Origin of the sequence: Adlercreutzia sp. ZJ473, assembly GCF_013185065.1 — a bacterium.
Classification (GTDB): Bacteria; Actinomycetota; Coriobacteriia; order Coriobacteriales; family Eggerthellaceae; genus CAAEEV01.
In genome coordinates, this window is sequence record NZ_JAAVTO010000045.1 from 1 (window position 1) to 23,843 (window position 23,843).

The 23,843-nt window shown below is 68.2% G+C and carries 19 protein-coding genes; 8 read left to right on the forward strand and 11 right to left on the reverse strand.

Annotation, left to right across the window (positions count from 1 at the left end):
• The 4 genes from HRL41_RS09035 to HRL41_RS09050 form a co-directional block, all read right to left on the reverse strand.
• Positions 1-1,106: regulatory iron-sulfur-containing complex subunit RicT (locus HRL41_RS09035; protein WP_172136530.1), on the reverse strand; the 1,106-nt coding region annotated here is incomplete at its 3' end.
• Positions 1,084-2,241, reverse strand: coding sequence for a DNA polymerase III subunit delta' (locus HRL41_RS09040; protein ID WP_172136532.1), 1,158 nt, complete (start codon positions 2,239-2,241; stop codon positions 1,084-1,086). The genes HRL41_RS09035 and HRL41_RS09040, both read right to left, overlap by 23 nt.
• Positions 2,234-2,998 carry a dTMP kinase gene (gene tmk / locus HRL41_RS09045; protein ID WP_253904812.1) on the reverse strand — a complete coding sequence of 255 codons (765 nt, stop codon included), beginning with the start codon at positions 2,996-2,998 and terminating at the stop codon, positions 2,234-2,236. The genes HRL41_RS09040 and tmk overlap by 8 nt, the downstream gene beginning before the upstream one ends.
• Positions 2,999-3,017: 19 nt before the next feature.
• A complete protein-coding gene (locus HRL41_RS09050) occupies positions 3,018-4,193 on the reverse strand; it encodes an NADP-dependent malic enzyme (RefSeq protein WP_172136534.1) in 1,176 nt (391 codons plus the stop codon).
• 189 nt (positions 4,194-4,382) lie between these two features.
• On the opposite strand from HRL41_RS09050, the gene HRL41_RS09055 reads away from it, so the two are divergent.
• Positions 4,383-5,354, forward strand: a complete 972-nt coding sequence (locus HRL41_RS09055) for a fumarate hydratase (protein ID WP_172136536.1) — start codon at positions 4,383-4,385, stop codon at positions 5,352-5,354.
• The gene (locus HRL41_RS09060; RefSeq protein WP_172136538.1) at positions 5,351-5,902 is read left to right on the forward strand and encodes a FumA C-terminus/TtdB family hydratase beta subunit; all 552 of its coding nucleotides are present in this window, start codon (positions 5,351-5,353) and stop codon (positions 5,900-5,902) included. The genes HRL41_RS09055 and HRL41_RS09060 overlap by 4 nt, the downstream gene beginning before the upstream one ends.
• A 159-nt stretch (positions 5,903-6,061) precedes the next feature.
• On the opposite strand, the gene HRL41_RS09065 is transcribed toward HRL41_RS09060, so the two are convergent.
• From HRL41_RS09065 to HRL41_RS09080, 4 genes are all read right to left on the reverse strand, one after another.
• Entirely contained in the window at positions 6,062-8,578 is a 2,517-nt protein-coding gene (locus tag HRL41_RS09065) for a DNA topoisomerase I (protein WP_172136540.1), read from the reverse strand.
• Between the two features lie 211 nt (positions 8,579-8,789).
• Positions 8,790-10,067 (reverse strand): DUF1385 domain-containing protein, encoded by a 1,278-nt coding sequence (locus HRL41_RS09070; protein WP_371808829.1) that lies wholly within the window; start codon positions 10,065-10,067, stop codon positions 8,790-8,792.
• Between the two features lies 1 nt (position 10,068).
• Entirely contained in the window at positions 10,069-10,749 is a 681-nt protein-coding gene (gene thyX / locus HRL41_RS09075) for an FAD-dependent thymidylate synthase (protein WP_172136542.1), read from the reverse strand.
• A 417-nt stretch (positions 10,750-11,166) separates the two neighbouring features.
• A complete protein-coding gene (locus HRL41_RS09080) occupies positions 11,167-12,408 on the reverse strand; it encodes a lipopolysaccharide biosynthesis protein (protein WP_172136544.1) in 1,242 nt (413 codons plus the stop codon).
• Between the two features lie 163 nt (positions 12,409-12,571).
• Here HRL41_RS09080 and HRL41_RS09085 point away from each other — a divergent pair, with 163 nt between their 5' ends.
• Positions 12,572-13,456: a phosphorylcholine transferase LicD gene (locus tag HRL41_RS09085; RefSeq protein WP_172136546.1), complete on the forward strand. Its 885-nt coding sequence runs from the start codon at positions 12,572-12,574 to the stop codon at positions 13,454-13,456.
• On the opposite strand, the gene HRL41_RS09090 is transcribed toward HRL41_RS09085, so the two are convergent.
• From HRL41_RS09090 to HRL41_RS09100, 3 genes are all read right to left on the reverse strand, one after another.
• Positions 13,443-15,404 (reverse strand): DUF6541 family protein, encoded by a 1,962-nt coding sequence (locus HRL41_RS09090; RefSeq protein ID WP_172136548.1) that lies wholly within the window; start codon positions 15,402-15,404, stop codon positions 13,443-13,445. The two genes, HRL41_RS09085 and HRL41_RS09090, sit on opposite strands and share 14 nt — an antisense overlap.
• A gap of 95 nt (positions 15,405-15,499) precedes the next feature.
• On the reverse strand, positions 15,500-16,033 hold the full coding sequence (locus HRL41_RS09095; protein WP_172136550.1) for a DUF2304 domain-containing protein: 534 nt from the start codon (positions 16,031-16,033) through the stop codon (positions 15,500-15,502).
• Positions 16,030-16,725, reverse strand: coding sequence for a glycosyltransferase family 2 protein (locus HRL41_RS09100; protein ID WP_172136552.1), 696 nt, complete (start codon positions 16,723-16,725; stop codon positions 16,030-16,032). Before HRL41_RS09100 ends, HRL41_RS09095 begins: the two co-directional genes overlap by 4 nt.
• 251 nt (positions 16,726-16,976) lie before the next feature.
• Between HRL41_RS09100 and HRL41_RS09105 the strand changes: the two genes are divergently transcribed.
• From HRL41_RS09105 to HRL41_RS09125, 5 genes are all read left to right on the forward strand, one after another.
• Positions 16,977-18,770: a phosphotransferase gene (locus HRL41_RS09105; protein ID WP_253904813.1), complete on the forward strand. Its 1,794-nt coding sequence runs from the start codon at positions 16,977-16,979 to the stop codon at positions 18,768-18,770.
• A 120-nt stretch (positions 18,771-18,890) separates the two neighbouring features.
• Positions 18,891-20,000, forward strand: a complete 1,110-nt coding sequence (locus tag HRL41_RS09110) for a hypothetical protein (protein WP_172136554.1) — start codon at positions 18,891-18,893, stop codon at positions 19,998-20,000.
• Between the two features lie 2 nt (positions 20,001-20,002).
• Positions 20,003-20,281: a hypothetical protein gene (locus HRL41_RS09115; RefSeq protein ID WP_172136556.1), complete on the forward strand. Its 279-nt coding sequence runs from the start codon at positions 20,003-20,005 to the stop codon at positions 20,279-20,281.
• 239 nt (positions 20,282-20,520) lie between these two features.
• The gene (locus HRL41_RS09120) at positions 20,521-20,889 is read left to right on the forward strand and encodes an Hpt domain-containing protein (protein ID WP_172136558.1); all 369 of its coding nucleotides are present in this window, start codon (positions 20,521-20,523) and stop codon (positions 20,887-20,889) included.
• Positions 20,890-21,163: 274 nt separating this feature from the next.
• Positions 21,164-23,704: a hypothetical protein gene (locus HRL41_RS09125; RefSeq protein WP_172136560.1), complete on the forward strand. Its 2,541-nt coding sequence runs from the start codon at positions 21,164-21,166 to the stop codon at positions 23,702-23,704.
• Positions 23,705-23,843: the final 139 nt, after the last annotated feature.

Sequence of the window (23,843 nt, forward strand, 5' to 3'; positions counted from 1 at the left end):
GGCTTGCGCGTCTCGTCAGCCGCGGAGGCCGACCCGCCGTGCGCGGCGGCCCCGCCGCGTCCCCGCGAGCCGCCGCGGCCCCGCGACTTCGCCGACGAGCCCGCAGAGCCCTTGCCGCCCTCGGAGCGCTTCGCCTTGCCGCCCGGCGTGCGGCGCACCGAGCCGGCCTCGGCCAGCTTGTCGGAGCCGGTGAACTGCGAGGTGAGGAACGTCACCGGGTCGGAGGCGTAGCCTGATGACGCGTCGGCGGTGGCGGCGTCCCACGCGCCGTCGCCCACGACGCTCGGGCGCGCGCCCTCCTCAGGCTCGTCGAAGTCGGCAAGCGGCACCTTCACGGGCTTCTCGCCCTCCACCTTCAGCGACACCACCTCGCGCGGCACGTCGAGCTCGACCACCTTGGCCGGCCCCGCGGGCGTCTGCACGGTGGCGTTGGCCTTCGGCGCGCGCGACTTGAAGTCCTTGTAGGCGTCGTACTCGTAGCGCAGGCAGCACATGAGGCGCCCGCACAGACCCGAGATCTTCTGCGGGTTCAGCGAGAGGTCCTGCTCCTTGGCCATGCGGATGGACACCGGGTTGAACTCGCCGCCCATGCGCTTGCAGCACAGCTCCTGCCCGCAGTGGCCCAGGCCGCCCACGATGCGCGCCTCGTCGCGCACGCCGATCTGGCGCATGTCGATGCGCACGTGGAAGTGCGCGGCCAGCTTGCGCACCAGGTCGCGGAAGTCGATGCGGTCCTCGGCCTCGAAGTAGAAGACGGCCTTGTCGCCGTCGAGCAGAAACTCCACCGACACCGGGTGCATCTCGGCGCTCGCCTCCGCCACCATGCGCTTGAACACGGGCAGCGCCTCGCGGCCCCGCTTCTCCATCTCGCGCGACCGCTCGACGTCCTCGTCGGTGGCGAGGCGCAGCACGCGGCGCAGCGGGGTCTTCAGGGTCTTTATCTCGGCGTGCGGCACCTCGATCACGTCGCTGGCCGCCCTGCCGAACTCGGTGCCGCGCGCGGTGTCGACCACCACGGGCGCGCCCTTGGGCACGTCGAGCTCGCCGGGGTCGAACCACAGCGTGCGGGGATTGTAGGCAAGATTAATCGGTGCGACCCGAACCATGCAGAACCTCTCTCACTTCGAACAGCAACGCGTCGATGCACGTCTCTGGGGATACATTATAGGCAAGCGCCTGCTCGGCCACGCGCACGCGGGACAGCGCGCGCGACGCGCGGGCCACGTCGGAGGTGCGCGCGGCGGCCTCGACGCTCTCGCGTGCGTCGACGTTGATCACCAGCTCGGGCGCGCCCGCGCACGTGGCGCACACGTCGCGCAGCCACGAGCCGATGATCGCGGTGGTCTGGCGCAGGTACTCGCTCGTCTTCGCCGTGATCTGGCGCTTGTTGCGCGCCTCGATCTGGCGGATGGCCGACTTCGCGAGGAAGTCGGCGTTCTCGGCCAGCTCGGCCTCCTGGGCGGCGCGCACCTCGTCGAGCGGCGCCTTCGACTTCTCCACGAGCGTGCGCGCGTACCCGATGACGTCCCAGTCGTCGGCGTGCGCGAGCGACGCCATGACCGCGAGCACCTCGCCGCGGAAGGCCAGCCGCTCGTTTCCCGGCGCGCGCAGAAACTCGATGGCGCGCGTGATGGAGCCGCCGCACGCCTCCACGGCCATGCGCGCCTGCGCGACGGGCGCGCCCGTGTTCTGGCTCACGATGCCCGCCGCCTCGGTGGCCGGGATGTGCCGGAAGGGCACCACCTGGCAGCGCGAGAGGATGGTGGGCAGCACGCTCTCGCGCGTGCGGCCGAGCAGGATGAGCACCACGTCGGCCGGAGGCTCCTCGAGGGTCTTCAGGAACGCGTTGGCCGCGCTCGTGCCGAGCAGGTCGACGCGGTCGAGGATGTAGACCTTCTTCTGGGCCTGGATGGGGGCGAGCGCCGTGTCGGCCACGATCTCGCGGATCTGCTCGACGAGGTAGCCCGACGCGCCCGCCGGCGCGAAGAAGCGCACGTCGGGGTGCTTCTGGCGCTTGATGCGCGCGCAGGCGTCGCACGCGCCGCACATGCCGCCGCGCGGGCCGCGCGGGCCCTTCGGGCACATGAGCGCCTGGGCGAGGGCGTAGGCGGCCGCCGTCTTGTTCGAGCCCGCCGGGCCCGTGAACAGGTACGCGTGCGTCACGCGCTCGGACTTCACGCTCGTGCGCAGGAAGTCGCGCACCTTCGGCTGGCCGAGTATGTTCTCGAACGCGTCAGCCACGGGCGCGCTCCTGGGACGCCCGGGACGTCGCGCCCGCAGCGCGCCCGCCCGGCACGTCGAGCACGGCGAAGTACTCCTCGTCGCAGATGCGCGCGTCGGCCATCCAGGGGAACAGGTCGCTCAGCGCGTGGAAGATCATCGCCGCCGTGACCGAGCGCGGGCCGTCCGAGCTGATGACCCTCACGCGCGCGGGGTCCTCCTGCGCGATGGCCGCGAAGCCCGCCGCCACGCGCCCGTGGAACGCCGCGCCCGCCTGCTCGAGCCGGTCGGCGGCGGCGCGGCGCGCGCCCACGCGGACGAGCCCCTCCTCGGGGCTTCCGCACGTCATGAGCAGCGTGCGGTCGGGCATGATCCCGCGCGTGGAGAAGCGGTTGGCCGCGTCCACGAACGCGCGGTCGAGCCCGCGGCCGAACGCCTGGTAGGCCACCGTGGAGTCGAGGAAGCGGTCGCACAGGACCACCGCGCCGCGCTCGAGCGCCGGCTCTATCACCTCGGCGACGACCTGGGCGCGCGCGGCCTCGTAGATGAGCAGCTCAGCCTCGTCCGCCAAGCTCTCGTGCGCGGGGTCGAGCACCACCGCGCGCAGCGCCTCGCCCACCGGCGTGCCGCCCGGCTCGCGCAGGCGCACCACCTCCGCGCCCCGTTCCTCCAGGGCGTCGGCCAGAAACCCGATGTGGGTCGTCTTGCCCGCGCCGTCTCCCCCCTCGAAGGTGACGAAGACGCCGCGGCTGCTTGGTGCGGATGCGGTCATGCCCATGCGCGCTCCGTGCCCGCGCCTAGGCGCGGCTCGCGGCGCGAGCCTCGAGCGCGCAGGTGCGCACCGCGCGCGCCACGCACTCGGCCACGCGCGGGTCGAACGGGTCGGGCATGATGAAGTCCTCGCAGAGCTCCTCGTCGGACACGAGCGACGCGAGCGCCTCGGCCGCCGCGAGCTTCATGGGCTCGGTGATGCGCTCGGCGCGCGCCTCGAGCGCGCCCTTGAAGATGCCGGGGAACGCGATCACGTTGTTCACCTGGTTCGGGAAGTCCGAGCGTCCCGTGCCCACCACGCGCGCGCCCGCGGCCTTCGCCTCGTCGGGGAAGATCTCGGGCGTGGGGTTGGCCATGGCGAACACGATGGCGTCCGGCGCCATGGAGGCCACCATGTCCTGGCTGATGACGCCGGGCGCCGACACGCCGATGACGATGTCGGCCCCGCGCATGGCGTCGGCGAGCGTGCCGCTTTCGCCCTCGAGGTTCGTCCACTGGAGCATGGCGCGCTGGGCGTCGTTGATCCCCTCGTAGCCCGACCACAGGATGCCCGCGCGGTCGCACATGGTGAGCGTGGTGAAGCCGTAGGACAGCAGCAGCTTCGCGATGGCGATGCCCGCCGAGCCCGCGCCGTTCACCACCACGCGCGCGTCCTCCTTGCTCTTGCCCACCAGGCGCAGCGCGTTGATGATGCCCGAGAGCACCACGATGGCGGTGCCGTGCTGGTCGTCATGGAACACCGGGATGTCAAGCGCGTCGTTCAGGCGCGCCTCGATCTCGAAGCAGCGCGGCGCCGAGATGTCCTCCAGGTTGATGCCGCCGAACGCCGGCGCGATCTGGATGCACGCCTTGATGATCTCCTCGGTGTCCTGCGTGTCGAGGCAGATGGGGAACGCGTCCACGCCGCCGAACGTCTTGAACAGCGCCGCCTTGCCCTCCATGACCGGCATGGCGGCCAGGGGCCCGATGTTGCCCAGTCCCAGAACCGCGCTGCCGTCGGAGACCACGGCCACGGTGTTCGACTTGATGGTGTAGTCGTAGGCGGCGTCAGGGTTCCTCGCGATCACCCTGCAGGGCTCGGCCACGCCGGGCGTGTAGGCGCACGCCAGGTCATGGCGCGTGGCGATGTCCATCTTCGGCGTGGTGGCGATCTTGCCGCGCCACTGCTCGTGCAGGCCAAGCGACTCTTCTGCGATGTCCATGGGTTTTTCCTCGCTATCGTGAAACGGCGGCGCCCGAGCGCCGTCGCGTTTGCTTCGTTTTCCTACTTAACCTCGATATTGTATACCTTATGCCTTTGCGCGCCCGCGAGGTCACGCATGGATTACACTATTCACAGAGGACATGCCTGCTCCTGCGGGCAAAAGCACCGAGCGATGAGGGAGAGACCCATGCCGCAAGGCAACCAAACCGCGCCCGCGCTCTCGCCTGAGCGCGTGGCGTCGGCAACCTACGACGCCATCCGCGAATGCGCCACCACGCTGCGCCCCGACTTCAGACGCGCCGTCAAGTCGGCGCTCGACAGCCTGCGAGCCGGCGACTCGGACAAGGGCGCCAGCGTCCTGGAGCAGATCCTGGAGAACGCGGCCATCGGCGAGGCTGACGCCGTGCCCATCTGCCAGGACACGGGCACCGTGTGGGTGTGCCTGGAGGTCGGAAGCGAGCTCGCAGTCCCCGGCAACGTGCTCTCGCAGGTGGACGACGCGGTGGCGCGCGCCTACGCCGACGGGCGGCTGCGCATGAGCGTGCTGGCCGACGCGCTGTTCGACCGCACGAACACGCGCGACAACACGCCCGCGTTCTGCGAGGTCAAGCTGGTGAGCGGCGCCGGCGCCACGCTGCACGTGCTGCTCAAGGGCGGCGGCTCGGACAACGCGAGCCGCGTGGTCATGCTGCCGCCGGGTGCCGGCGCGGACGGCGTGCGCAAGGTGGCGCTCGACTGCGTGCGCGAGAAGGCCGCGAACGCCTGCCCGCCGCTCGTGGTCGGCCTCGGCGTAGGCAGCACGTTCGACAAGGTGGCGGGCCTCGCGAAGCACGCGCTGCTGCGCGCGGTGGGCTCCCCCGCGCAGAGCGAGGAGGCCGCGGCGTTCGAGCGCGAGCTGCTCGACGAGGTGAACGCGCTCGGCATCGGGCCGGCGGCGCTCGGCGGCTCGCCCACCGCGCTCGCCGTGCACCTCGAGACGGCGCCCTGCCACATCGCCGCCCTGCCGGTGGCGGTGAACATGGGCTGCTGCGCCATGCGCTCGAAGTCGGTCGAGCTCGTGCCGTGGGACGCCGGCGCCGCCGCCTGCGCCGCCGACGCCGCAGGAGCTGCGGGCGCCGAGGCCGGCGAAGGCCCTCGGGCGAAAGGAGGCGCGCGATGAGCGACCCGATCAAGCTGGCGCTGCCGCTTGCGCGTGAGGACGTGGCGGATCTGCGCATCGGCGACGAGGTGCTCCTCTCCGGCCCCGTGTACACCATGCGCGACGCGGGGCATGCGCGCGCGCTCGAGGCCCTGCGCGCCGACGGGGCGCTGCCCTTCGGCCTCGAGGGCGCCACGCTCTTCTACGCCGGACCCACCCCGCCGGCCGCCGGCCGTCCCCTGGGGTCGGTCGGGCCCACCACCGCGAGCCGCATGGACTTCGCCACGCCGGCGCTCATGGAGGCCGGCATCGTGGCGTGCGTCGGCAAGGGGAAGCGCTCGCCCGAGGTGGTGGAGGCATGCCGCGCGACGGGCAGCGTGTACTTCGCGTGCGTAGGCGGCATCGCGGCGCTCCTGGCCACGCATGTGGCGAAAAGCGAGCTCGTGGCCTGGGAGGACTTGGGCACCGAGGCGCTGCGCCGCCTTGAGCTCGAGGACTTCCCCGCCTTCGTCGCCGTCGACGCCCGCGGCGGCGACCTCTACCGCGCCATCGAGCAGGCCGCGCAGTAGGGGCGCGGCCGGCAAGGTAGAGCGCGGGGAGGCGGCAGGGGGTGCCGCGCGCAGTTCCGCAGCGCAGCGAGGACTGTCTGAGCACGGCGCCCCCTGCCGCCTCCCCGCGCGTCCCCCACTCGCAAAAGAAGCGCCCCGGAGGGCGCTTCTCACGAGCAGCTACTTCTTCTTGCGCGCAGGAGCCTTCTTCTTCGCGGCGGGCTTCTTCGCCGCCTTCTTCTTCTCCTCCTCGGCCTTGCCGGGGCAGTCGAAGTTCGGGCAGAGCTTCCACGGGCCGCGCGCGGTGGTCACGATCACCATCGGCGCGCCGCAGTGCTCGCACGCCTCGTCGGTGGCGGTGAGCTTGCCGTACTGGGGCAGCGGGTAGCGCGTCTGGCACGTCTCGAAGTTCTCGCAGGTGATCGAGCGCTTGAGCGTGCGCGGGTTGCGCCGCGCGATGAGCTTGGCGTCGACGCCCCTGTCGCCGCAGTTCGGGCACAGGCCCACCATCACCTCGGGCTCCTGGTTGGTGGGGCAGGCGGGGTCGATGCACACGGTGCGCGGCTTCGTGCGGAAGGCCGTCACCTTCACCTGCGGCATGCCGCAGGTGGGGCACGCCTCGGGCACGGACTCCACCTTGCCCTTCGGCAGCGGGTAGGTCACGTCGCAGTCGGGCCAGCCGGCGCACCCGATGAACATGGACTTCGTCTTCTGGCTCGCGCGCAGCTGCAGGTCGCGCCCGCACTTGGGGCACGGCCCCACGTAGGCGTCAGCCGCCACGGCGTCGGCGAGCGCGTCCTTGACCTCCTCGGAGTGCGGCATGAGGTCGGCCAGCTGCTGGGCCAGAAGGTCGCGCGAGGTGCTCACCACGGCCTCGCGCGTGGTCTTGCCCTCGGCGATGTTGTCCATCTCCTCCTCGAGCTCGGCCGTCATGTCGGGGTGCGTGATGTGCGGCGCGAACTTGTCGAGCGCGTCAATCACCGCGATGCCGAGCTGCGAGGGCTCGATGGGGTCGTTCTGCACGTACTTCACCGCGTAGAGGCGCTCGATGATCGAGTGGCGCGTCGACTTGGTGCCCAGCCCCAGCTTCTCCATCTCCTGGATGAGCTTGCCCTGGCTGTAGCGCGCCGGCGGCTCGGTCTGCTTCTTGGTGCAGGTGGCGCCGTTGAAGGCCACCTGCGCGCCCTGCTCGAGGGCGGGCAGCTGCTCGTCCTTCTTCAGCCCGTAGGGGTAGATGCTGCGGAAGCCCGCCTGCACGAGCACGTCGCCCTTGGCCACGAAGGGCTCGCCGGCCACGTCGAGCGTGACCTTGGTGCCCTCCACCACGGCCGCGTCCGACAGCGTGGCCAGAAAGCGCCGCGCCACCAGGTTGTAGAGCTTGTACTCGGCGGCGGGCAGGTCGTCCGGCGTGGCCTTCGCCGTGGGGTAGATGGGCGGGTGGTCGGTGGTCTCCTTCTTGCCGCGCGTGGCGGTGAGCTTGCCCTTCGCGAGCAGCGCCTTGCACGTGGGGGCGTACGCCGGGTTGCCCGCGATGGCGCGCACCACCTCGGCGAGGTCGAGCGACGCGGGGTACACCGTGTTGTCGACGCGGGGGTAGGAGATGTAGCCGTCCATGTAGAGGCTCTCGGCGATGCGCATGGTGCGCGCGGGCGTGAGGCCCTCGGCCGAGGCCGCGGCCATGAGCGCGGTGGTGTTGAACGGCACGGGCGGCGGCACGCGGCGCTTCTTCTTCTCCACGGAGGCCACGCGCGCGCTTGCGGCGCCCGCCACGTGCTCCATGGCCGCGGTCGCCTCGGCCTCGGACTTGAAGCGCGCCGTGGCGTGCCCCGCCTCGAAGGCGCCCTCCCCCGCCCCGTCGGTGGGGCCGACCTGCGCGGCGGCGTCGAAGGCGCCCTTGATCACCCAGTAGTCCTGCGGGACGAACGCCATGCGCTCGCGCTCGCGCGCCACGATGAGCGCGAGCGTGGGGGTCTGCACGCGCCCCGAGGAGCGCACGTTGCCGTAGCCCGCGAACTTCACGAGCGTGAGGTAGCGCGTGAGCGCCGCGCCCCAGATCAGGTCGATGTCCTGGCGCGAGGCGCCGGCGGCGGCCAGGTTGTCGTCCATCTCCACCAAATTCGAGAACGCGCCCTGGATCTCGGGCTTCGTGAACGCCGAGTAGCGCGCGCGGCTCGCGGGGGCGGTCTTGTTCACCTCGCGGCAGCACGAAAGCGCGTCCGAGCCGATGAGCTCGCCCTCGCGGTCGAAGTCGGTGGCGATGACGATGGAGTCTGCCTTCTTCGCGAGGTTCTTCAAGCTGCGGATGATGTCCTTCTCCTTGGGCAGCTTCTCGATGGGCGCGTACGCCAGGTACGGCAGCGCCTCCATCTTCCAGCCCTTGAGGTCGACGCCGTCCTCGGTGAAGGGCTTCTTCTTCTTGAAGGGAGGGCGCGCGAGCGTGGAGGGGATGCTGGCGGGGACGACCTCGCCGTCGGCGGTGACGCCCTGCCAGCCACCGCGCTTCTTGTACACGAGCTGCGGCGCGAAGTCGGGCTCGAGGATGTGGCCGCGCAATCCGATGGTCACCCACTCCTCGCCGTCGAGCTCGAACCGGTACACCGGCGTGTTGAACACCTTGTCGGACTTGGGCTTCGTCGCGCCGAGCAAGTCGGCGATCTTCTGGGCCGCGTCGTTCTTCTCGGTTACCACCAGCTTCACGCGGTTCCTCCTTCTCGTCTGCCGCTCCAAGCCTGCACGCGAAGACAGGCCGCGGCGCTCAATCACACGATGACCCCACTTGTTTATTAACGTGTGCGGGGATGGCTCGCCTCCGGCGGGGCCGCCGGCGAGGCTGCGCTCGGTCGGCGCAGCATGCGATAGCATACACGATTTAGCCGCGCGGCTGGGGAAATCCCGCAAATGCCAACTTTCAGGAGACGGCTTGCGCGGCCTCCGGAGAAGCTGCGGCCTGCGCAGCTGCGGCAGCGGCCTCCTCGCGGACGAGGACGCGCTGCATGGCGGCTATGGCGCACTCGAGCTGCTCGTCGTCGGGCTCGTTGGTGGTGAGGTACTGCATCTGCATGCCCGGCCACAGGATCACCTTCACGAGCGGGTTGTCGGGGTGGCTCCCCGCCCACTTCACCGTGATCTCGTAGCTGATGCCCGCGATGAGCGGCATGAGCACGATGCGCGACGCGATGACGAGCGCGAGCTTCGGCGCGCCGTCAGGCACCCCGAGCCCCGCGATGAGCGCGTTCAGGGGTACGACGGTGTACACCAGGATGGCGATGATCATGACCATGATGAGGAACGCCGTGCCGCAGCGCACGTGCAGGCGCGGGAACTGCCGCGCGTTCTCGGGCGTGAGCGGCAGGCCGTGCTCGTAGCAGTGGATGGTCTTGTGCTCGGCGCCGTGGTACATGAACATGCGGCGGATGTCCTGCATGCGCCCGATGAGCCAGATGTAGAACACGAACACCGCCACGCGCAGCAGGCCGTCCACGACGTTCCACGCAAGCGTGCTCTGGTCGTACTCGCCCACGATGAGGTTGGTGAGGAAGGCCGGCGCCACGATGAAGAGCACCACGCCGAGCACGAGCCCGAGCACGAGCGAGATGGTCATCTCGGCCCCGCTCAGCCCCCCGCCGGAGGACTCCTTGGGCTCCTGGGGCTCATTGGCGGCGGGCGCCTCCTGCGCGCTCTCGTCCACCACCTCGAGCGTGCGCTGGGCCCCGAGCGCGTCGATCATGGCGTCGGGGCGCCCGAAGTCGTCCTTCCAGGAAAACGTCTGGTCTTTGGTCGCGGGCGCATCATCGGCTTCGGCAGCGCGCTTGGCGGCAGGCGCCTCATCGGCAGCATCAGCGCGCTTGGCGGCGGGCGCAGCTTGCGCGCCCTCGTCCTCGTCGGCGAACGCATGCTGCGCGGCGATCTCGAGCGCCTTGTAGCCGAGCATGAGCGACTCCACGAGCGCCGTGCACCCGCGCACGAGCGGCACGTGCAGCCAGCGGTTCTTCGCGCGACCCGACGCGAGGTCGTGCTCCTCCACGTAGATGCCGCCGTCCGGCTCGCGCACGGCGACCGCCCAGTTGAGCTTGCCGCGCATCATGATGCCCTCGAGGAGCGCCTGCCCGCCGACGTGCGTCTTGCGCGCGCCGTCCTCGGAAAACGCGCGCGCCAGGTCGCTTCTCTTTCCCTCCGCAGTGCCCACGTTAGCCCCTCTGAACGCTCGGGTACGGGTTGCCGCAGGTCATCTTGCCCTCCGGGCACACGCCGCGCACGCAGGGCGCGCCGGCGGCGGCGAACACGTACGGGGCGGTGGGGCGCGCGAGCTCGAGCATGCGGTGCGCCATCTCGCGGATCTCCCACTGGGCGCGGTTGCAGCAGCGCAGGTCGAAGAAGTGCAGCAGCTCGCGCACGTTCATGGTGACGACGATCTTCGTCTCGGCGGCGTTCGGGAGGAGGTAGCGCGCGTCCTCCGCGGGGATCCCCAGCTCGACGAGCTTCGCGTACGCGTCCTTCGCCGCCTCGACGGCCTCGTCGAACACCTGGCTCGCCTCCGCGCTCTGCGCGACCGTGCCGGGCTTGATCGTCTCGAGGCCGCTCGTGAACTTCACGTAGCGCTGCGACTGCTGGTTGAAGCTGGCCAGGCGATGGCGCACGAGCTGGTGCGTGAGCGCGCGCGACACGCCGTCGATGGCGAAGGTGTAGCTCGCATGCTCGAGCGTGGAGAAGTGGCCGCTCTCCATGATGGTGGAGAGCACCGAGCGCACGCGCTCGGCGGGCATGGTCTCCATGAGCTCGGCGGCGCCGACGGGCGCGTAGCACAGGCGCGCGGCCGTGGCGATGGCCCGCTCGGGGTCGGGGGTGTGGTAGAGCAGCTCAACCTGCATGAAGGTCCTCCTGAGTGTCAGCCGAGCGAGCGCTCGGTTCGGGCGCCGGCGCGCTCGCGGCGCGGCGCGCGTCTTGCTTTTTGACAGTATAGCGGTGCGCGCGGGCGCAGCCGGCCCTTCCTCCGACAAAACGCAAACCCTCGACGGTGAACAGACGCACGAGGATGATGCTGGGGTGGGGAACGTTTGCAGGCTGAGGTCTGGCGGGGCTGGGGCGAGAACAGGGCGATAACGCCTAGGCGCGGGCTGGGGCGGTGCTCACCAAGCGAGTTCCGCACAAGCCGAAAGCGCCAGCGGCGCTTTCGTGCGAGCAGGACTGTTCGAGCGACTGAGCTCTGCCCCAGCCCCCGCCGAACCAGGTATCGTCAGACCGCTCTCCAACCTGCCTCAGCCCCGCCAGACCAGGCACGCCCGCCATCAGGCGGCAGCATCTCCCCGAGCAGGCCCCTCCTTGAGCCTTCGCGCCAGAAACGCCAGCATGATCGCGGAGGCCACGGAATAGGCGACGGAGACGGCGAAGCTCACGCCGTTCCCGCCGAACGCCTGCACGAGCACGACCGAGCACGGCAGCGACACCAGAAAGCCCGCGCCGTTGCCCACGAGGTTGCCACGCATGTCGCGCACGGAGATGAGCAGGTCGCTCAGAAACGACACGTACGCCGTGAGCACCACGCACACGAGCGCCGGGTACAAAAGGTACACGTGCGCGGCGATGCTCGGGCCGAACACGAGCACGAGCAGGGGCTCGCCCGCGAACGCGAACAGCGCGAAGCAGGCTGCGAACAGCGCCGCGATGCCCGCCGTCACCTTCCCCAGAAGGCCCCAGAAGCCGCGGCGGTCGCCGTCGGCGAACTTCTGCGCGAACACGCCGAGCAGCGGGTCGTAGAGGTAGCTCGCGCCCGCCTGCACCGCCACCGCCGGCGTGCACACCGACGCGTACACGCCGAGCGCCGCGTCACCTGCCCACGCGCCCAGGTACTGGCGCGGCACCGTGGCCACGCAGATGTAGAACACCGCGCCGAGGACCGCCGGCAGGCACGTCCGCGCCAGCTTCCAGGCGCGCGCCGGGGTGATGGAGGGACGCAGCGCGTCGAGCTTGCCCGCGCAGCGCACGTCGTAGACGATCACCGGGTAGGTCACGGCGATCATGGCGAGAATGGCCAGCGTGAGGTCGCCCGTGACGCCGAAGACGCCCGCGAACGCCGCCAGGAACAGGATGCCGCGCGCCATGAGCGACTTGCCGCAGAAGTCCATGCGGAAGTTCTGCTGGTCGACGCCGTGCAGCACGTCGATGAACACCTCGCCCGCGCGGAACGCCAAGTAGAGGAGCACCGGGACGTAGGCTGCCGTCGCGCAGGTGGCAAGCGCGTACGCCCCCACCACCGCGAAGGCCACGCCTATGGTGATCAGGCGGAACGCCACGTACTCGCGCGCGGACACCGCGCGGTTGACGTCCGAGACCTGGTAGGCGCGGATCTTGTAGAGCGCGATGTGCACGAAGATGTTCGACACCGCCATGGCCAGCGCCAGCACGCCAGCGGCGTCGTAGGTGGGCGACAGCCGCGCCACCAGCACCGTCACCACCCACTGGGACATCAGGTAGACGAGCGAGCCTGCCGAGTTCCACAGCATGTTCCTCTTTATCGAAAGCTCCTGCATCTCCCTCGCTCCTCGCAGCCGGCTCGCAACTCTCTTATTTTCCCAGAAAACCTTGGTACAATGAGAGGACGCGATCAGACTGCACGGAAAACCGACGGCGCCGCGCCGCCGCGGCCAGCCTCGCCTGCGTGAACGGCAGATCCACCAACCGGGAAGGCAACTCTTGAAAGCGACCATCGACGAGGTCTACGACCCGCAAACGCTGCGCCGCCTGCAGCTTGTCGAGCTCGACATCCTGAAGCGGTTCGACGCCATGTGCGCCAAGCACAGCCTCGAGTACTTCGCCGTGTACGGCACGGTGCTCGGCGCCATCCGCCACGGCGGCATCATCCCCTGGGACGACGACATCGACATCGCCATGCCGCGCCGCGACTACGAGCGCCTCGCCGAGCTGGTGCCGCTCGAGTTCGGCGACGGGTTCTCGCTCCTCAACGGCCAGATCGACCCGCGCTACCCCTTCTGCACGAGCCGCATCATGAAGAAGGGCACCGAGTTCCGCATGCTCTCCATGAAGGACTGCCCCTTCGAGCTGGGAATATTCCTCGACATCTTCTGCTTCGACAATCTGCCCGACGATGAGAGAGAGCGCCGCCGCCTCGTGCGGAAGTGCTGGGTGCTCGAGAAGATGTGCATCCTGCGCAACACCCCCTTCCCCAACCTGCCGTACCGCGGGCTCAAGCGCGCGGTGACGTACGCCCTGTGCGCCGCGGGGTCGGTGTGCATGAAGGTGTTCCCGCGCGCCAAGCTGCACGAGTGGATGCAGGGCGCCGCGCGCGCCTGCGAGCACGAGGAGACCGGCTACATCGGCTGGCCGTTCGGGCTCGACCCCTCGCAGAGCATCTACCCCAAGAGCATGGTGTACCCGCTCGCACGCGCGCCGTTCGAGGACATGCAGGTGGTCATGCCGAGCGACCCGCACGGGCAGATGCGCCTGTGCTACGGGGAGACGTACATGACGCCGCCGCCTGACGGCCAGAAGTCCTACATCGTGCCCTACCGCCTGAGCTTCGGCGACGAAGAGGAAGGGGCTGGAGTTAATCCCGCTTGATGCGGTACAGGCGCATGTCTCCTTCTGCCAGAACTGGCTCGAACCCGAGCGCGTCATCGTTGATCGCGCTCACACCCTGCCACTGCTCCCACTCGAACGTGAACAGGTGCCTGCTCCTCTCGAGCTTGGGGTCGCCCTGGTCGAGCAGCAGCAGGTAGGTCGCTCCCACCGCGTCAACGGCGTCCCACACGTCGGACTCCGTCGCCATGTCGCGCAGCTGCTCGCGGATGAGGCGGCTCTCGGGCGTCTCGTCGCTCTTGCCGTAGGGGCCGTTGTAGCGGTAGTAGGTGTTCATGCCGCAGAGGGCGTAGACGTACTCCGAGCCGTCATCGGGCATGTTGAGCACGAGGTCGCCCTGGGTGATCGCCGCCGCCTCCTGCGCGAACGCGCGCTCCTCGGGGCTGAGGATGTTGTCGGCCGTCGGGTCGTAGGCGACACGCGTCGAGTGCGCGAGGTCGCCGAACGCCGTGCGAACAGGCCCTTCGCCAAGCGGGCAGAAGCTCACGACGGCAAACGCCAGCACGCACGCGCAGGCCGCAGCCGCCGGGGCGCGCCCGCCTGCCGCGCTCACCACCCGCGCGCTCGCCGCGGCATGCGCCGCCCGCGCCAGCCCCAGACTCGCGAGCGGGACGGCGTAGAACGCGAGCGACGACCCGAGGCGCGCCGCGTCGGTGTACCAGAAGCCCGCGAGCAGCTGCTTCGCAAGCCCGTCGGTGGCGAGCGTGACCACGTAGATGCCGCCCATGAGCACGTACGCGCACAGGATCCAGGTGTAGCGCCGGTCACGCCACGCCTGCGCCGCGCCTGCGAGCACGAGCACGCCGAGCAGCACCTGGGGCAGCGTCTCACGGTAGCTGAGCAGAAGCAGGTTGCCCAGGGCGGTCTGCGGGCTCGCGTAGGCGGGCCACACGTGCCAGACCACCTCGTGCAGAAACGGCAGGCTGAACAGCGCGCACCAGATGGCGACGATGCACGCCACTGCCACAAGCGAGGCCAGGTTCCTGCTTCGCCTCGTGTCCCTGCCTTCGCCCAGAAGGCGCGGCACGCGGCGGGCGAGCTGCACGCAATACGGGACGAGGAACACCGCGGCCGTGAACACGGCGTTCGGCTGGGCGAGCGCGAGTGCCACGACGCCCGCGGCGAACAGGCCTGCCGCCGCCACGCGCTCGCCGCGCGCGACGCCCTCGGCGAAGATCGCCATGAAGAAGCAGATCACCGACGGCATGAGCGCGAAGGCGGCGAGGTTGGGGTACAGCGGCCCCCAGTTTACCATCTGCCAGGGAAACGCCGCGAACGCGAGCGCCGCCATCGCGCCGCACAGAAGCGCGCGCGGGTTGTCATGAAGCACGCAGCGCAGGAGCGCGAAGGCGCCCGCTGGGTACACCAGCCCCGCGAACAGGAAGTTCGTCGCATTCGCCGCCACCGCGACCGGCGCGCCGAGCGCGGACGCCGAGAGCGCCGCCGTAACGTGCCACGCTGCCGGGTAGAAGCTCCACCCCGCGATGGGCATGGTCGTCGCGCGCACCTCGGGCGCGTACGTCGCCACGTCGAGCGACGACCAGCAGCCCGTTTCCGCGAACGTGCGGATCATGCCCAGATGGTGCATGCTGTCGAACGACTGCGTGAAGCCCTCGGGGCTGCTCAGCGAAAGCGCGGTGAACCACGTGGTCACGACAAGACCTGCGCCCACGTAGAGCGCGAGGCACTTCGCGTCGAAGCGCTCGCGCAAACAGCGCGGCGCGCCAACCGCGTCAACTGCGCAGACGAGGCGTGCCGGCGCGCGCCACGGGCGCGACAGCGCGAGCATGAGCGCGCAGGCCGCCGTCGCCGGCACGCCCATGCTCGCCCAGCTCGCGAACACGCCGAGCTTGGCGTAGACGATGCCGAGAGCGCCGAAGAGCGCCACCGAGGCGACGGGCGCGCAGGCAAGCGCCATCAGGCGGCTCACCCGCATGCTCCTGATCAGGAGGTATCCCGGGACCCACAGAAAGGCCGCCTCCAAAAGGACGCACCCGGCGAAAAGCCACCAAGCTCCCAAGCCGCTCAACGCCTCTCCCCGGCACCGCCCGCGCCAGCCGCGCGCGAGCCAGCAGCAGCGGCTCCTGCGCCAGCGGCGGCAGCAGCAACCTCCGCGCCTGCGCCAGCGGCGGCTTCCGCGCGCGAGCCCGCAGCCTCCGCGCGCGCATCCTGGGCCGAGCATGCGGCGCCGGGCGCGGCGCCATCCGCGTCCGCATACCCGAAACGGCCCGCGTCCAAGTCAGTCAGCGCCTTCTCCTGGATGAGCTCGGCCTGCTTGGCGCGCAGCCGCGCGATCTCAGCCGTCATGTAGAACATCTTCACCAGCAGAACCGCGATCACGTAGAGGAACACGAAGTTGACTACCGACTGGAACCCGAGCACATCGGCGATGACGAAGGCGAGGCGCGGGAAGACGGCCAGAATGACCAGGCTGAGCGCGAAGAAAAACCAGAACACCGAGTCGGCGACGGCGATCTCGGACCGCCTGATCTTCTTGAGGGCCAGCGCGAAGATGCCGACCGCGCCGATTATCAGCAGTATGGCAAACGGCGGCGTCACTTCAACCTCCTGAACCACTGGGCGACGAGGATGGAGATGCTCATGCGCAGCATGTACGACACCGACTTGGTGAGGTTCAGGTAGCTCTCCCCCGCCATGCGGTCGCGCATCTCAACTTGCACCTCGGACACCTTGGTTCCCCGGCGCATGAGGAACGCCAGGGAGTCAGGCTCGGGACCGAGGTCCGTCTCCTGCGCGAAGAGCCTGATCATCGAAGCGTCGAACAGGCGCATGCCCGAGGTGGGGTCCTTGACCGTCCGCCCCGTGGTCAGGCGGATCATGGCCGTGATCAGCGTCGACCCCATCATCCGCGCGGAGAGCGGCTTCTTCTGCGTCTGGAAGCGCGACCCGATGACGATGCTCGCGCCCGACTTCTCCGCCTCCTCCACCATGTGGGGGATGTAGGCGGCCGAATGCTGCCCGTCGGCGTCGAACTGGATCGCGTAGTCGTACCCGTTGCGATAGGCGTACTTCATCCCCGTGCGAAAGCCGCCGGCCAGCCCCATGTTGACGCACAGCGACACGAAGCGGTATCCGCGCTCACGGCATATCGCGGCCGTGGCGTCGCGCGACCCGTCGTCGACGACGACGTAGTCAACCCCCGGCGCGTTGAGGCGCAGGTCCTCAACGGTGGAAACGATGTTCGCCTCCTCGTTGTACGCCGGGACGATAGCGAGTATCTTCTCCCTCACAACCCTGTTCACTTCCCAGATGAAGACGACGAGCCCCAAAAGCCGCGCCTCCAAAATGGCTCCCTCGAGCGCTCACCCCACGCCGAGCCTCGGACTCGCGCCGATGAGCAGCGCTCTTTACACTGGCTTTTCATTATCCGTCAAGCGACACCCCGTGGCAACGAATCTCTTTCCGTCCGATTCCTTGCACAGGACGTTCCAAAACAGTATACTTGGTCATTGTTTTGAACACCCCTTGCATCCGGGAAGGCATGGGCTACCTGAACATGAACCTCTCTGAGAACGAGTTCAAGGTCCTTGCGGCCTTGAACGGCGGCAGCGTCGCCTCGCAGCGCGACCTCGCGGCGGCGGCTGGCGTGTCGCTCGGAACGGCGAACCGCTCCCACCGCGCGCTCGCGGAAGCGGGCCTCGCGGCAGGCTTCGACCTGACGGAGGCCGGGCGCGCGGCGCTTGAGCCCTACCGGGTGGAGAACGCGGTCATCATGGCGGCGGGACTCTCGTCCCGCTTCGCCCCCATCTCCTACGAGAAGCCGAAGGGCCTGCTCAAGGTGCGCGGCGAGGTGCTCGTCGAGCGCCAGATCAAACAGCTGCAGGAAGCCGGCATCACCGACATCACCGTCGTCGTCGGCTACAAGAAGGAGTACTTCTTCTACCTGGAGGACGCCTTCGGCGTGTCGATCGTCGTGAACCCTGAGTACGCGTCGCGCAACAACAACTCGACGCTCAAGGTGGTCGAGCACCTCCTCGGCAACACCTACGTCTGCTCGTCTGACGACTACTTCACCGTAAACCCCTTCGAGCCCTACGTCTGGAAGGCCTACTACGCCGCCGAATACGCCGAGGGGCCGATCAGGGAGTGGTGCCTCAAGACGAGCGCCCGCACGCGCGACCGCATCACCGGCGTGACCGTCGGGGGCTCAGACGCCTGGTACATGATCGGGCACGTCTACTTCGACCGCGCGTTCTCGCGGCGCTTCGTCGAGATCCTCGACGCCGAGTACGACCTGCCCCAGACCGCCGGCAAGCTGTGGGAGGAGCTCTACCTCGACCACGTCAAGGAGCTCGACATGCGCGTGCGCCGCTACGAGCCGGACGTGATCTTCGAGTTCGACTCGCTCGACGAGGTGCGCGCGTTCGACCCGCGCTTCCTCGAGAACCTCGACTCGGAGGTGTTCGACAACATCACGCGCACGCTCGGCTGCGCGAAGTCCGAGATCCACGACGTGTACCCCCTGAAGCAGGGCCTCACCAACCTGTCGTGCCACTTCCGCACGTCAGACGGCGAGTACGTCTACCGCCACCCCGGCATCGGCACCGAGAACCTCGTCGATCGCGCCGCCGAGGTGAAGGCACAGGAAGCCGCGCGTGACCTGGGGCTTGACGGCACGTTCATCTTCGAGGACCCCGTGCGCGGCTGGAAGGTCTCGCGCTTCATCCCCCGCTGCCGCCACCTCGACCCGCACGACGACGCGCAGCTCGCGCGCGCCATGCGCACCGCCGCCCGCCTGCACGCCGCCGACGTGAGCGTCGAGCGCGCCTTCGACTTCTACGCCGAGGGCAAGCGCTACGAGTCCATCCTCCTCGCGCGCGGGAGCATCGACGTGCCCGGCTACCACGAGATGGCCGCCGACGCGCGGCGCGTGAAGGAGCTCGCCGACGCAGACGGCGCGCCTGCATGCCTCACCCACAACGACTTCTTCCACCTCAACTTCCTCATCGACGAGGACGACCGCTTGAGCCTCATCGACTGGGAGTATGCCGGCATGGCCGACTACGCCAGCGACTTCGGCACGTTCACCGTGTGCTGCGAGCTCACCGACGAGGAGGCGCGCCGCGCGCTCGCCCACTACTTCGGACGCGAGCCCACGCCGGCCGAGGTGCGCCACAACTTCGCCTACGTGGCGCTCGCCGGCTGGTGCTGGTACGTGTGGGCGCTCGTGAAGGAAGCCGAGGGCGACTTCGTGGGCGAGTGGCTCTACATCTACTACAACTACGCCAAGCGCTACCTCGGAGAGGTCCTGCGCCTCTACGAGGAGGCCGTCTAGCGAGAAAGCGCGCAGGTGCGGGCGCCCGACGCCTCAACCGAGCGCCCCAGCCGAGCACCCCGGCCGAGCGCGCTCCGCAAACGGTCCCGCAAGCACACCATCGAGAGAATCGAGCACAGCATGGAACAACGCGTCAGGAAACTTCGCGAGGAGCGCAGGAGGCGGTACTTCGTCCGCGGCGTCGCCTTCGCCGTGGCCTCGGGCATCTGCTACGGGCTCTACACCGGGTTCCTCACCCTGGCGGAGACGCAGGGCGTGTGGGGCGAGTGGTTCGCGGGCGGCCCGTGGGGCGGAGGGCGTCCGGCGCTTTCCGCGTTCACCGTCACGTTCGCGCTCGCCGCGCTCGCCGCCGGCGTCAACGACCTGTTCAGCGGCGTGTGGTCGCTCGCCGTCTGCGCGAAGAACCGCCAGCTCGGCGACTTGGCCAAGACCGTGAGGACGAAGCCAGGGCTCATCATGGTGCTCTGCGCGGCGATCGGCGGGCCCTTCGCCACCATCGCCTACATCGTCGGCCTCAACGCGGCCACCGCGGCGGGCAACCCCGGCGTCATCGTGCCCATCGCGGCCCTGAACTGCGCCATCGGCGCCGTCCTGGGGCGCGTCCTGTTCAAGCAGGACCTGAGCGCGCACAAGGTCGCGGGCATCCTCGTCTGCCTGGTCGCCGCCGCGCTGATCGGAGGCACGAGCTTCGCGTCCATGGGCCCCGAGGCGCTCACGGGCTGCCTGTTCGCGTTCCTCGCGGCCTTCGGGTGGGGCTTCGAGGGCTGCGTCGCCGGCTTCGGCACCGTGCTCATCGACTACCGCATCGGGATAGCCATCCGCCAGGCCTCCGCGGGCATCCTCGAGCTCCTCGTCATGTTCCCCCTGCTCGCGGCCATGGGCGGCGAGGCGGGGAGCGTGCTCGACCTGGCGGGGGCCGCCCTCGCGAGCCCGGCCGTCCTGGTCTTCCTCGTGTCCGGCTTCTTCGCCATGCCCGCGTTCTCGTTCTGGTACAAGGGCAACTCCATGTGCGGCACCGCGCTCGGCATGGCGTGCAACGGCATGTACGCGTTCTGGGGGCCGTTCTTCATCTGGGTCATCATGGGCGCGCTCGGCATCGGCGGGATGTCCGAGAGCTACCCGCCCCTCACGCCGGCGCAATGGATAGGAGCCCTCATCATGGTCGCGGGCATCTTCTGCATCGCCGTCAACCCCGCGAAGCTGCTTCGCGCGAGCAAGGAGGAGGAGTAGCCATGGGCAGGGACCTGATGCCGCTGCACTACGCCATCGTCAAGCACTTCGAGGGAGGCGCGGAGGACTGCGCGGAGGGCGTCGTGCACGCGCTCGCGGAGGACTACGGCAGCTACAAGCTCCTGACGCGCCCCGACGTCGAGGAGGCGCTCGCCACCGCCAAGGAGAACGGCCTGCTCGACGAGACGCGCTGCGACCTCGACGAGGGCGGCGAGCTGCGGATCTACTACCGCGTGTCGGACTTCGGCGCCGACATGATGCGCCGCTACCTCGGCAGGTAGCGCGCGAGCGCCCGGCCGTGGCGGCCGGCTTCGCGCGAACGGCGAGCGAATAGCCGGCCTCACGTGGGCACGGGCGATATACAGCAAGGAGCCGGGAGCGTCGCAGGTAGCGAAACGGCAACGGATGCGGGCGCCCTACCCTGACCTTTTCGCACAGCGTTAGAATAACGCTTAGCACAAACGCAGCAAGCCGAAGCTCACCATCCCGAAGCCAGCCATATCGCGGAAAGGACGCCCACATGACCGCCGACCTCGCCAGCAAACTCGCCCCCTTCGGCATCGACTACGCCGACGCCATCGACCGCTACGACGGAAACGCCGCGCTCTACGAGCGTTTGGCCGTGAAGTACCTGAGCGACACGCGCTTCACGAGCCTCGTGGCCGCCCTCGAGGTCGACGACTTCGACGAGGCGTACCGCCAGGCGCACACCTTGAAGGGCGTCGCGGGCAACCTGTCGCTGTCCGACCTCTACCACACGGCGGCCTTCATCTCCGACGCGCTCAAGAACGGCGAGCCCGAGCTGGCGAAGTCACGTCTCCCCCAGCTCGAGCAAGCCCACCGTCAGGCCACGAAGGGCCTCGAGCTGCTCCGCGACAAGGCGCTGTAGGAGTCAAATCGCACGTTTCGCGAACGCTCACCCGTAAAACGCAACGTAAAACACGTCTGTCGATTCGTCAGCAGTCCTCTCACGCAAAGAAATCGCTATCATCAACTTGTGTTTTATTCGTGTAACGAGAGGATTAATGATGAAACAGCGTGCTTCGCTCAGGAAGGTTCTGAGCACAGCATTGGTCTGCGCCGTCAGCGTCACGCTCGTCTTGGGGTGCCCGCTCGCCGCCTTGGGACAAGAAACCGTCGCTCACGACACCAAGGCAGGCCAAGTGAGCGAGAAGCAAGACGAGACCTCCGCAAGCGGACCTGCGAGCAAGTCCGCGAGTCCTGGCAACGAGGCACCCGCTCCTGCAAGCCAAACGATCGATGCAAAGGCCGGCGCCAAGGCGACTGATCAGGGAAATCAGCCCTCCCCCAAGTCCGACAACGCCTCAGACAAGGGCGAGGCGACGGACAAGAGCGCGCCAGCAAGCAGCTCGAGCAGCTCCGCTGAGGCCACCGCGACAGACCAGAAGCCAGCAGGCAGCATCTCCAGCTCTGCCAGCTCCGCCAGCACCTCGTCGGGCGCATCTTCATCTGCTGCAAAAGAGCCTTCTACCCCCCCCCAAGCGCGTGAAGCCGCAAAAGAGCCAGAGACTCAGTCCCGAGCGGCCGACAAGCCAGCCGTAAAGGCGGCCATCACCTACCGCTCGCACATCCAGAACATCGGGTGGGAGTCAAGCTGGAAGAAGGACTCCGAGACAAGCGGCACCTCAGGCAAAAGCCTGCGCATGGAAGCGCTCTGCATAAACTTCACCGACAAGAGCCTCTCCCCCAGCATCGAGTACCGCTCGCATGTCCAGAACATCGGGTGGGAGCAAAGCTGGAAGGCTGGCGGATCCGTCACGGGAACCACCGGCAAGGGCCTTCGCATGGAAGCCCTTCAGATTCGCCTGAAGAATGACCTCGCCAACCGATATGACGTGTACTACCGCGTTCACGTCCAGAACATCGGTTGGATGAACTGGGCTAAGAACGGCTCGCCTGCCGGCAGCGAGGGAAAGTCCCTGCGCATCGAAGCCATTCAGATCAAGCTCATCGAGAAGGGCGCGGCTGCGCCGTCGGGCATCGGCCTCGCGTTCACGCGCTCAACGGGTGACGGGAGCGTCAACTATCGGAGCCACGTCCAGAACGTCGGCTGGCAAGGCTACGTGTCGGACGGCAGAACAGCGGGAACAGTGGGAAGAGGCCTGCGTCTCGAGGCCCTCAACATCAACGTATCCAATGTCGACGGCCTCAGCATAGCCTACAACGCGCATGTCCAGAACGTCGGCTGGCAAGGCTGGAAGAAGAACGGCGAGCAGGCGGGTACCGTGGGTCAATCCTTGCGTGTGGAAGCCCTCGAGATAAAGCTCGAAGGGGCCAATGCCTCAAGCTATGACGTCTACTATCGTGTCCACGCCCAGAACTTCGGCTGGATGGGCTGGGCGAAGAACGGCGAGCCTGCTGGAACCTCAGGCTGCAGCCTGCGCCTCGAAGCGCTGGAGGTCAAGCTCGTCAAGGCGGGAAGCGCAGCCCCTGGCTCAACTGCCACCCCCTATCTCTCGAACGACACCATTAGCACCGGCATAACATGCCAAAGCCTCGTTGAGGGCAGCAGTTCCTGGCTCTCGTGCGGCCTCGGGCAAACAGCCGGCACCACCGGGCAGTCAAAAGCCCTACTCGCCCTGAAGCTCTCAACCTCCGGAAGCATAGCGGGAGGAATCTCCTATTCCACGCATCTGAGCAACGTCGGATGGACGAGTGCCGTCTCAAACGGGGCCGTATCCGGCAAGTCAAGCAAAAGCCATCCCGTAGAAGCCATCAAGATCAGCCTGACGGGTGATCTCGCGAAATGCTACGACGTCTACTATCGAGCCCATGTCGCAAACACGGGATGGCTCGGCTGGGCGAAGAACGGCGCACCTGCCGGATCTACGGGCCTGTCACGCACCATGGAAGCATATCAGGTCAAGCTGGTCGTGAAAGGATCGGCAGCTCCCGGAAAGACGTTGGGAGCCCTTCTCCAGACCCAGTCACTGAGAGGCATAACGTCACTCATCGCATCAGCGGGAAGCGGCCTCTCTACCATTAACACCACCTACAATCTCAACAGCCCCGCTGGGGCGTCCCTCCAGCGAGCCATCAGCCTGATTCGCTCCACGGGCAAAAACGTGGGCTTCGTCATGATCGACCTCACCACAGGCGAAGGCGTTTCCTACAACGCCAACACTGGCTTCTATAGCGCCAGCTCGATCAAGGGGCCCTACGTCGCAGCCGTCAACAAATACCGCGCCGGCAGCGTCGGGGCAAGCGTTCGGAACACCATGTACCAGACGATCACGGTGTCGAGCAATGAGGGCTATGCCTCCCTCAGGACCCAGTTTGGCTCAGGGCCCATGGCCAACCTGCAGAATTACGTCGGCGGCTGCTCGTTCAATCCAAATGACCGATACTGCTACATGACCCCCAAGGACCTCGCCAAGCTCTGGTCTGGATGCTACTGGTACTTCTTCAAGGATACCAACGGAAACTCCTCGTGGTGCAGGAGCCTCTACACCAACCCCTCCATGTCCTTCATTCACGGCTCGCTGGGGAATCGGCACACCACCTATACCAAACCCGGGTGGATCAGCTCAGGATCGTACTATCTCGCGAGAAACGACGCGGGCATCGTCATGGCGGGAAATCGACCCTACGTCCTCGCCGTCATGTCAACCGCCTACGGGCAGGACGCAGCCCTGTCGAACCTCGTACAGGCTATCGACGCTGTCCATTCCGACATGGTCTAGCAACACAGCAACGTAAGCGTCTAAATTCCTGCGTCTTCAGCTTCTAGCCGATAGATGCCACAATCGTTGCAACCTGATGGAAGGAAGTGACGATGACGCCGCAGGAAAGAAGGTCGATGCGCCGCGAGCAGGTGGAGCG